Origin of the sequence: Thalassospira sp. UBA4513, from assembly GCF_002388495.1 — a bacterium.
In the GTDB taxonomy this organism is placed as follows: domain Bacteria; phylum Pseudomonadota; class Alphaproteobacteria; order Rhodospirillales; family Thalassospiraceae; genus Thalassospira; species Thalassospira tepidiphila.
Window position 1 is genome coordinate 2,206 of the sequence record NZ_DGMR01000031.1, and the last position, 322, is coordinate 2,527.

Genomic DNA, 322 nt, shown 5'->3' on the forward strand with positions numbered 1-322 from the left:
GGGTCGGTCATCAGGGTGTGCAGGATCGGGGCCGGGTCGGCAAGGCCGGTGGTTTCAATGATCACCCGATCGAATTCCGGGATTTCACCGCGTGTGCGTTTGACAAACAAATCACGCAGACCCGAAATCAGATCACCGCGCACCGAGCAGCAAATGCAGCCCGAGTTCAGCAACACCACATCCTCGGATACTTCGCGGACCAGCAGATGATCCAGCCCGATTTCCCCGAACTCGTTGATCAGAACCGCGGTTTTATCCATGCCATCCTGTGTCAGCAGGGCGTTAAGCAGCGTGGTCTTGCCACTGCCCAGAAAGCCGGTGA

1 pseudogene is annotated in these 322 nt (G+C 57.8%); it reads right to left on the bottom strand.

Going from position 1 to position 322, the window contains the following annotated elements:
- Positions 1 to 322 (bottom strand): annotated as a pseudogene (locus B2T33_RS12200) (CobW family GTP-binding protein); the annotation flags it as partial.